The organism is Vreelandella gomseomensis (assembly GCF_031451645.1).
In the GTDB taxonomy this organism is placed as follows: Bacteria; Pseudomonadota; Gammaproteobacteria; order Pseudomonadales; family Halomonadaceae; genus Vreelandella; species Vreelandella gomseomensis.
Genome location: NZ_JARWAI010000001.1, coordinates 473658 through 482392 on the forward strand (window position 1 = coordinate 473658; position 8735 = coordinate 482392).

Genomic DNA, 8735 nt, shown 5'->3' on the forward strand with positions numbered 1-8735 from the left:
GCGGGAGACCTCCCATGCATGCGATCGCAAACGCCATTGATACGCTCAATGAGTACTTTGGACGAATTATTGCGCCTTTAATCGCGGTCATCACGTTGATTGTGCTGTATGACATCGCGATGCGCTTTTTCCTGGGACGCCCGAGTGACTGGGCTTTTGACGTAACGAAAATGCTGTTCGGCGCGCACTTCATGCTGATGGCGGCCTATGCACTGCGTCACCACGCGCATGTGGAAGTCGACGTTCTGAAACGCCTGCTCACCCGCAAGAGGCAGGCAGTCCTGGAGATCATCGGCTACGGGGTATTTTTCGTCCCGTTCATCTGGCTGATGCTGACCTACGGCTGGCTGTTTTTCGAGCGCTCCATCAGCCGCGGCGAGACCACCTACGGCATGGTGTCCATCCCCGTCTATCCCGTGAAAGGGGTGATCGTGGTAGCCGCAGCGCTGATCTTGCTGCAGGCCATTGCCATTGTACTGCGCGCCATTATGCAGCTGCGCGAGGAGAGCCACACATGAGTGCTGAACTACTCACCTTGTTCATGTTTGGCGGCCTGTTGATCGGCCTGTTCATGGGGCATCCGCTGGCCTTCGTGCTGGGCGGCGTGGCGGTCATTGGTGCTTTCCTGGGGCCCGGTGCCAACACCCTGGGCATCATCATCAACAACGTCTATGGCAACGCCATGGATAACTATGTCCTGGTGGCAATTCCGCTGTTTATTCTGATGGCGCGTTTCTTGAACGACTCAGGCGTCACCGAGAAAATGTTCGATGCCATGCGCCTTCTACTGGCGAATCTGCGTGGTGGCCTGGCCCTGACGGTGGTTGTGGTGTCGGTGCTGCTCGCCGCGACCACCGGTATCGTCGGCGCGTCCATCGCGGTGATGGGCATGATCGCGCTGGTGCCGATGCTCAAGTACGGCTACAACAAGGAGCTGAGTGCGGGCGTCATCATGGCCAGCGGCTGCCTGGGCATTCTCATACCGCCCAGCATCATGCTGATTCTGATGGCGAGTTATTCGCCGGTCTCCGTAGGCGCGCTGTTTGCCGGCGCCCTGGTACCTGGCGTAATGCTCGGCGTCATGTATGCGCTCTATGTGCTGATCATCTGCTTTGTAAAACCTTCCTACGGCCCCAAGGTACCAGAAGAAGAACGTGCTGAAGTCAGCACCCGGCAGCTTCTGATCATGCTGGCAAAGTATGTGGTTCCACCGATGTCGCTGATTCTTGGGGTATTGGGGGCGCTGTTTACCGGTATTGCCACGGCAACCGAAGCCTCCGCTATTGGCGTGTTCATCGCCTTCATCCTGTTCATGATTTTCGGCGATCGCAAGCTCTCCACCTGCTACAGCACGATGATCGAGGCCGGCAAAACCACCACCATGGTGATGCTGGTGCTGGTGGGTGCAACGGCATTTACCGGCGTGTTTTCGATCGGCGGTGGCATGGAGGTGATCAGCGAGTTGGTTCTGTCGATGCCCGGCGGTACGTTCGGCGCTCTACTGCTGATGCTTTTCCTGGTGTTTATCCTGGGGATGTTCCTGGACTGGACGGGAATCGTGCTGCTCAGCTTCCCCATCATGCTGCCAATTGTCGAGACGATGGGCATCGATGTGCTGTGGTTCGTGGTGATGGTCGCCGTTGTGCTCCAGACCTCCTTCCTTACCCCCCCATTCGGCTATGCGCTGTTTTACCTGAAGGGGGTGGCACCGCCTGGCGTTGAGATCGTTGACCTCTACAAAGCGGTTATTCCGTTTGTGGCGCTCATTCTGATCGCCTGTGCTCTCATGGCGTTCTTCCCCGTATTGATCACCGGCCTGCCCAGCGTGTTGGTCGGCTGATCTTCATCATTCTTCAAGTCGTTCAGCCCGGCATAAAGCCTACCCTCAATAAGCTGACCATTAGCCCTTCCCGTTTCAAGTAAATCAACACGGGAAGGGCCTTTTTCAAATCCTCGCAAGCGTAGTGGTAGACCACCAGCGACGACGAACGCCAGAGTTGAGGGGCGTTTTTGGAGCGTAGCGCGTAGCGGAAAAAACGTCCCTCTCCAACAATTTGTTGGGCATCTTTACGACTCGCAAACCAAAACAACCTTACCGGCAACCTTGCCTTGCTCCAGCATTTGATGTGCGCGCTTTACTTCCAGTAACGGCACTCTTGCACCTATGACTGGATTTATTTGTCCCGCAGCAAGCATGCTAATGAGTTCGGCAAGAGTTTCCCGGTACCATGCATTATCTTTTTTTATCTCGCCAGGGGTGGCGCAGAGGGTTACCCGTTTACCGTCCGGCCAGAAATTAAGCGCAGCCATTTGCAGTACACCGAATGCCATTTGTTTCATGCCGCCGAAGTTGTCTCCGGCAAAACCATAGCTAATTACCCGGCCGCCTTTTCTTACCGTTTTATAAGAGCGCCGTAGGTTCGGCCCGCCAATTGGATCGAATGCGGCATCGACTCCATCTGGAACTTCGTTGCGAATATACTCAAGAAAATCCTGATTTTTATAGTCTATTGGAATGCCACCGTATTCGCAGACGGTGGAATGCTTGGTAGCAGAGGCAGTGCCGTACATTTCCAGCTCTAACAACCCGCCCAACTGAAGAAGTGCGGTACCAACACCACCAGCAGCGGCATGAATTAAAACTTTTTCACCGCTTTTGAGTTGGCCTTTTTTATGCAAAATAGAATGTGCAGTCAAATAGTTAAGAATTAAACTTACAACTTTGGCTGGGTCCAATTCTTCAGGAACAGGCAATAAAAGCTCTGGAGGCACACATACATACTCCGAGTAACAACCGAATTCAGGATTGAGCGCAGCCACATACTGACCTTTTTCAACGCCGACAGCGTCTGAGCTAACGTGATCTACGATTCCGACGAAATCATAACCGGGGGTGAACGGTAATTTCGGTGCTAAAGGATAACCTCCGTGCTGAGCCATAATGTCAGCGTAGCCGATGCCTGCGGCAAGTACCTTGACTCTGACTTGCCCTGACTTTGGTTCGGGAATCGCTTCTTCGACCGTATTTAGTACGTCCACGCTGCCATTATTGGCAATGACGATACGTTTATATTTTTTCATAGAAAGTAACCGACCTTAGAAAGTTTCAGACATACCCAACAGGCGGTATCCACCGTCAGGCTCAGCCCGCGGAAATCAAAGGTGTGGGAGATACGGTTGGACAACATCGTCAGCGCGGAACCGGCGGAGGTGTGCACGCCGATGTGATTGCGGTTTTCCGCCGCGAACTGCCCCAAGAAGTAATCCAGTGTAAAGCCGCCAACATAGATGCCGACTTTGCGGCTAGGCAGGTTGTCCAGGGGCAGGCCGAATTCCTCTATGGCCTGCCAGGTCAATTCCAGCAGTAGGCGCTGTTGTGGATCCAGGCCTTCCGCCTCGCGCTTGAAGATACGGAACGCCTCGTTGTCGAATTGTGTCAGATCACGATCAACGAAGTGGCCCTGATGCATGTACGTCTTGCCCGGCACAGTGGCGTCCGAGTGATAAAAACGCTCGCTGTTCCAGCGTTCGGGGGGAACTGCGGAAGCCATGTTCTTGCCCGCGCACCACGTTTCCCAAAAATCTTGACCTGACTCGATGCCACCCGGTAAACAGCATGAAGCCCCAATGATTGCAATCATTCCCTTTTCCTTAGTTAAGTTATTGAATTTTTAGTTATAAGCCCGACAAAGATTAGTGTCTGGTTAATAATAATTTCGCTAAAACTGACGAGAGAGGGAATGACGAGCGATGCACTATTCACTTGCAGTCATTGCACTCAGGCCCGCAAGCAATGGCCGGACTTGCCGCCGACGAAGACGGCATGCCTGTGACGCTGCAAGGTAAATCCAGATGGCGCGCATGGCCTTTAGCTTGGATGGCGCACGCCGTCTTAACCCGATCGGTCAGTCGCCGACCAAAGCAGTCCCCTACCAAGAGAAATGCCAGTCAGCGTTAACAGACTGGCATTAGGCATGAAGTCGGGCTTTTTTAGATAACACTTGAACAGACGCCAAGTGGCTGCAGCCATCTGCAGCCGATGGTACTATTCCTCACCGCGCGCTATGTGGCCGCTGCGATCCCCGTTTGCCTTTGCTAGGAGTCTTTACGTGTCCCGCTCCACCCCTGGTGAGTTAGCCGCGCAGCGGCACAGCACAACGCAACGCTGGAACCCCTGGTCAATGGTGCTGGTCGGTGTCGCATTGGTAGTGGCGCTGCCGGTGGTGGTAGTGTTCAGCCATATCGTACTGCCGACCGACGGCGTGTGGCAGCATCTCGCCAGCACGGTATTACCACGCTATCTGAATAATACCTTCTGGCTCGTGCTCCTGGTGGGAACCGGCACCCTGATCATCGGCACCGGTGCGGCGTGGCTGGTGGTCATGTGCCGTTTTCCCGGCAAGCGCCTCTTTGAATGGGCGCTGCTGCTGCCACTGGCCGTCCCCACTTACGTCATCGCCTACGCTTATACCGACTTTCTGCAGTTTGCCGGCCCGTTGCAGAGCCTGTTGCGCGAGCTGTTCGGCTGGCAGTACGGGGATTACTATTTCCCCAATGTTCGTTCGCTCGGCGGCGCCGCCACGCTGATTACCGTGGTGCTCTATCCGTACGTTTACCTGCTGGCCCGCGCGTCTTTTCTCGAGCAGTCGGTCTGCGTACTCGACGTCGGCCGCACCCTGGGGCGTGGCCCGTGGCGGCTGTTTTTCAGCATCGCGGTGCCGTTGGCCCGCCCTGCGTTGGTAGGCGGTGTATCGCTGGTGCTGATGGAAACGCTCAATGAGTTTGGCGCGGTTCAGTTTTTCGGGGTCGACACCTTCACGACCGGCATCTATCGCACCTGGTTTGGCATGGGCGAGCCCGTCGCCGCCGCCCAGTTAGCCGCCTGCCTGCTCAGCTTCGTGATTGTCCTGGTATTGCTCGAACGCTGGTCGCGCGGCAAGCGGCGTTACTTTCATACCACTAACCGCTATCAGCAATTACCCGAATACATCCTTCACGGTTGGCGGGCCGCCGCTGCGACGCTGGCGTGCATGATTCCGATCACCATCGGCTTTCTGCTCCCCAGCGGTATCCTGCTTCAGCTGGCGCTGACGGAAGGGGATTCGCTATGGGGAACACGCTTCATTGGCTTTGCGTGGAATAGCTTAAGCCTGGCGACGCTGGCGGCCGTGATAGCCGTCGGCACCGCAGTGCTGCTCAGCTATGGGGTTCGGGTACACGATACACGGCTCGCGCGCTTCACCACGCGTATTGCCGCCATGGGCTATGCCATCCCCGGCTCGGTGGTGGCGGTAGGGATCTTGATCCCCTTTGCCTGGCTGGATGACACCATCAACACTGCCCTGCAGGCGTACAACGGCCAGATTGTTGGCCTGATCTTCAGCGGCTCGGCCTTTATTCTGCTCTACGCCTACGTGGTGCGCTTCCTGGCGGTTTCCTTCAACGCCGTTGAAGCAAGCCTGGGCAAGGTAACCCCCAGCATGGATGCCGCCTCGCGCACCCTCGGGCAGACTGCCGGCGGCACACTGCGCTATGTGCATACCCCGCTGATGCGCAGCAGCCTGCTTGCGGCAGGCATTCTGGTGTTTGTCGACGTCATGAAGGAACTGCCCGCCACCGTCATTCTGCGTCCGTTCAATTTCGATACGCTGGCGGTGCGAGCGCACAACCTCGCCTCCGATGAGCGCCTGGCCGAGGCGTCGACCTCATCGCTGGCCATCGTCGTGGTCGGCATCCTGCCGGTGATACTGCTGAGCATGGCGATGCGCCGCTCACGCCCGGGCGCCGGGTCGTAGCGGCGAAGGCTCCGCTATGGCGACACCTGAGCCGTCTCGGCGGCAGGAAACACGAATACCTGGGATAAATCGAGGTGGATATCGATCGGCTGGCCCTCGGCGGGCAGAAAAACCCCCGGCACCCTGGCATGCAGGTGAGCTTCCAGACCGTCATCCGCATGGGCACACAGGTGCAGCAGGCTGCTGCGACCGAGTAGCTTGGCCATCACGATGTGGCTATGCGCATGGGCACCGACAGGAAGATCGCGCTCAATGACCCGCAGGGCCTCAGGACGGATCATCACCTGAACCCGCGTACCGTCCGCGATGCCCTCCGCGGGCACGAAGCCCACCGGGGTGGCAACGTGGCCTTCCTCGACCACTCCGTCCATCTCGTTGACCTCGCCAAAGAACGTCACCACAAACGGATCCTTCGGTGAGCAGTAGAGCTCTCTTGGCGTGCCCGTCTGCACGATACACCCATCACGCATCAGCGCGATGCGATCCGCCATGAACATGGCTTCTTCAGGATCGTGGGTAACCAGCAGCGTTGCCGCCCCGACCTTTTTCAACACGTGCAGCGTGTCGTCGCGTATACGGTCTCGCAGTCGGGCGTCCAGGCTTGAAAACGGCTCGTCCAGCAGCATCAGCTGCGGTTCGGGTGCTAGAGCCCGTGCAAGCGCCACACGCTGCTGTTGCCCACCTGACAGCATATGCGGGTAGCTCGACGCATACGCCGCCATGCCCAGTTGGGACAGTAGCTCCTCGGCACGCGCACGCCTGTTGCTTGTGGACAGATGCTTGAGCCCAAAGGTGACGTTTTCCAGTACCGATAGATGGGGAAATAACGCCGAGTCCTGGAATGCCAGGCCAACGTTGCGCTTTTCCGGAGGAATGTGACGCAGCCCCGGCGCGGCAATCTGTTCATCCTGCAGACTGACGCTGCCTTCTTGCAGCGTCTCCAGGCCCGCGGCAATGCGCAGCAAGGTGGTCTTGCCGCAGCCGGAGGGGCCCAGCAGGCACACCACCTCTCCCGGCGCTACCGTCAAGTCCACGCCCTTCACAACGGTATGCTGGTCAAAAGCGTGATGCACCTGATGCATCGCCAGCGCGGTTTCATTGAGCGCCTTTTGCGTCGCTTTCATCGTTGCCGTCATTGCGCCACCGTTCTGGTTGCAGATTCCTCGAGAAGAGAGCACTGCATAATACATTTGAAAGTAATTAACATTCTATTTTCTATTTCTTCCATATGCACGCTTCAACGGTAAATAGCCTTGACCTTAACGCTACAAAACGCTTCAATAATAATGTTGATAATACAACTTGTTATCATTCAACAAACAGGAATATTGACAATGAAGACTGTCCGCTTTGCCGCTCCTCTGGCGATTGCTATCGCCAGCACCGCCTTTGCCAGTCACGCACTGGCTGACGAGCTCAATGTTTACTCCGCTCGCCATTACGATTCCGACGAGCGTCTCTATGATGCCTTTACCGAAGAAACCGGCATTGACGTCAATATCCTGGAAGGCGATTCCGATCAGTTGATCGAGCGTATCCAGCGTGAAGGCGTTGCCAGCCCCGCCGATATCATGATCACGGTCGATGCCGGCAGGCTCTGGCGTGCCGAGCAGGCCGGGATCTTCCAAGGCATCGAATCAGACGTGCTCGATGAGCGCCTGCCTGACTCAATGCGTCATCCCGAAGGTCGCTGGTTCGGCTTTAGCCAGCGTGCCCGGGCGATCTACTACAACCGTGACAATGTCGACCCCAGCGATATCAGCAGCTACGAAGACCTGTCCAGGGACGACCTTGATTATAGCGTCTGCATTCGCTCTTCCAACAACATCTACAACCAGTCGCTGCTCGCCTCGATGATCGAGCATCACGGTGAAGAAGGTGCCGAAAAGTGGGCACAGGGCGTTGTCGATAACATGGCGCGTGACCCAGAGGGCGGCGACACTGACCAGATTCTGGGCGTCGCCAGCGGGGCATGCGATCTTGCCGTCGCCAACCACTACTACTATGTCCGCCTGCTGAAATCCGATGAACAGGCAGACCGCGAGGCCGCCCGCAAGGTCGGCATCATCTTCCCCAACCAGGATGACCGCGGCACCCATGTCAACGTCGGCGGCGCCGGTGTCGTTGATGGCGCACCCAATCGTGAGAACGCCGTTCGCTTCCTTGAGTTCCTGGCTTCTGACACGGCCCAGGAGATCTTCGCCTCGGGTAACAACGAGTTCCCTGTCGTCGATAACGTCAAGCGCGACCCTGTCCTCGAATCATGGGGCAACTTCAAGAAAGACGATGTCAACATCAATGTGCTAGGGGAAAACAACCCCGACGCCATCCGCATCTTTGACCGGGTGGACTGGCGGTAATCTTTAGCGTCTACCAACGCAAAAGCCCCGCTGCATGCAGCGGGGCTTTTTTGTAGGTATTACAGCAGACTAGTCTTGCGCAGCGTCTTCGATTTCTTCGCCGGCCTCTTCCATTTCTTCACCGGCATCTTCCATGGTTTCGTCAATACTCTCACCTGCTTCTTCTGCCGGCCCCTGATCGTCTCCACAGGCTGCCAAGCCAACGGCAAGAAACGCCAGAAAGATAGCCACGCCAATGGCCTTAAATCCTTTATACATCACCATGCTCCTTTTATCACGGTAGTAAACAGTCAAACGCCGCTTCATATTAGTTGCCACACATAAAACACGCCAACGAATAGTGTGCTTAAAACAAAAAACCCAGCCGATTGGCTGGGTTTTCTGCGGTATAGGTGCCTGACGATTACCCGGTCGGCGCTCCGATACTCTTCATGGGGAGACCCCAATGAAAAAAACCCAGAGCATAAGCCCTGGGTTTTTTTGGTATAAGTGCCTGACGATGACCTACTCTCGCATGGGGAGACCCCACACTACCATCGGCGCGAAGCGGTTTCACTGCTGAGTTCGGCAAGGGATCAGG

General features: G+C 56.4%; 8 protein-coding genes and 1 rRNA gene. 4 read left to right on the forward strand and 5 right to left on the reverse strand.

Annotated elements, in window-relative coordinates:
- The first annotated feature begins 14 nt into the window (after positions 1-14).
- Both QC815_RS02065 and QC815_RS02070 read left to right on the forward strand, forming a co-directional pair.
- Positions 15-518 (forward strand): TRAP transporter small permease subunit, encoded by a 504-nt coding sequence (locus tag QC815_RS02065; protein WP_230448311.1) that lies wholly within the window; start codon positions 15-17, stop codon positions 516-518.
- Complete coding sequence (locus QC815_RS02070; protein WP_230448310.1) at positions 515-1840, forward strand: TRAP transporter large permease; 1326 nt, start codon at positions 515-517, stop codon at positions 1838-1840. The genes QC815_RS02065 and QC815_RS02070 overlap by 4 nt, the downstream gene beginning before the upstream one ends.
- 227 nt (positions 1841-2067) lie before the next feature.
- Here the strand turns inward: QC815_RS02070 and QC815_RS02075 are convergent, their stop codons facing one another.
- Positions 2068-3081, reverse strand: a complete 1014-nt coding sequence (locus QC815_RS02075; RefSeq protein WP_309766658.1) for a zinc-binding dehydrogenase — start codon at positions 3079-3081, stop codon at positions 2068-2070.
- On the reverse strand, positions 3078-3641 hold the full coding sequence (locus tag QC815_RS02080) for a polyketide synthase (protein WP_230448308.1): 564 nt from the start codon (positions 3639-3641) through the stop codon (positions 3078-3080). Before QC815_RS02080 ends, QC815_RS02075 begins: the two co-directional genes overlap by 4 nt.
- 540 nt (positions 3642-4181) lie before the next feature.
- On the opposite strand from QC815_RS02080, the gene QC815_RS02085 reads away from it, so the two are divergent.
- Positions 4182-5795 carry an ABC transporter permease gene (locus QC815_RS02085; RefSeq protein WP_230448400.1) on the forward strand — a complete coding sequence of 538 codons (1614 nt, stop codon included), beginning with the start codon at positions 4182-4184 and terminating at the stop codon, positions 5793-5795.
- A gap of 14 nt (positions 5796-5809) precedes the next feature.
- Here the strand turns inward: QC815_RS02085 and QC815_RS02090 are convergent, their stop codons facing one another.
- A complete protein-coding gene (locus QC815_RS02090) occupies positions 5810-6931 on the reverse strand; it encodes an ABC transporter ATP-binding protein (RefSeq protein WP_309766660.1) in 1122 nt (373 codons plus the stop codon).
- Positions 6932-7129: 198 nt separating this feature from the next.
- Between QC815_RS02090 and QC815_RS02095 the strand changes: the two genes are divergently transcribed.
- The gene (locus QC815_RS02095; RefSeq protein WP_309766662.1) at positions 7130-8155 is read left to right on the forward strand and encodes a Fe(3+) ABC transporter substrate-binding protein; all 1026 of its coding nucleotides are present in this window, start codon (positions 7130-7132) and stop codon (positions 8153-8155) included.
- A gap of 69 nt (positions 8156-8224) precedes the next feature.
- Here QC815_RS02095 and QC815_RS02100 read toward each other — a convergent pair whose 3' ends face one another.
- Positions 8225-8413 carry a hypothetical protein gene (locus QC815_RS02100; RefSeq protein WP_230448305.1) on the reverse strand — a complete coding sequence of 63 codons (189 nt, stop codon included), beginning with the start codon at positions 8411-8413 and terminating at the stop codon, positions 8225-8227.
- 233 nt (positions 8414-8646) lie between these two features.
- A 5S ribosomal RNA gene (rrf, locus tag QC815_RS02105) occupies positions 8647-8735 on the reverse strand; the annotation flags it as partial.

Excerpts from the sequence above, each read along its gene's own strand:
- QC815_RS02065 (WP_230448311.1), top strand. The coding sequence starts at position 15 with ATGCATGCGATCGCAAACGCCATTGATACGCTCAATGAGTACTTTGGA.
- QC815_RS02070 (WP_230448310.1), top strand. The coding sequence starts at position 515 with ATGAGTGCTGAACTACTCACCTTGTTCATGTTTGGCGGCCTGTTGATC.
- QC815_RS02075 (WP_309766658.1), bottom strand. The coding sequence starts at position 3,081 with ATGAAAAAATATAAACGTATCGTCATTGCCAATAATGGCAGCGTGGAC.
- QC815_RS02080 (WP_230448308.1), bottom strand. The coding sequence starts at position 3,641 with ATGATTGCAATCATTGGGGCTTCATGCTGTTTACCGGGTGGCATCGAG.
- QC815_RS02085 (WP_230448400.1), top strand. The coding sequence starts at position 4,182 with ATGGTGCTGGTCGGTGTCGCATTGGTAGTGGCGCTGCCGGTGGTGGTA.
- QC815_RS02090 (WP_309766660.1), bottom strand. The coding sequence starts at position 6,931 with ATGACGGCAACGATGAAAGCGACGCAAAAGGCGCTCAATGAAACCGCG.
- QC815_RS02095 (WP_309766662.1), top strand. The coding sequence starts at position 7,130 with ATGAAGACTGTCCGCTTTGCCGCTCCTCTGGCGATTGCTATCGCCAGC.
- QC815_RS02100 (WP_230448305.1), bottom strand. The coding sequence starts at position 8,413 with ATGTATAAAGGATTTAAGGCCATTGGCGTGGCTATCTTTCTGGCGTTT.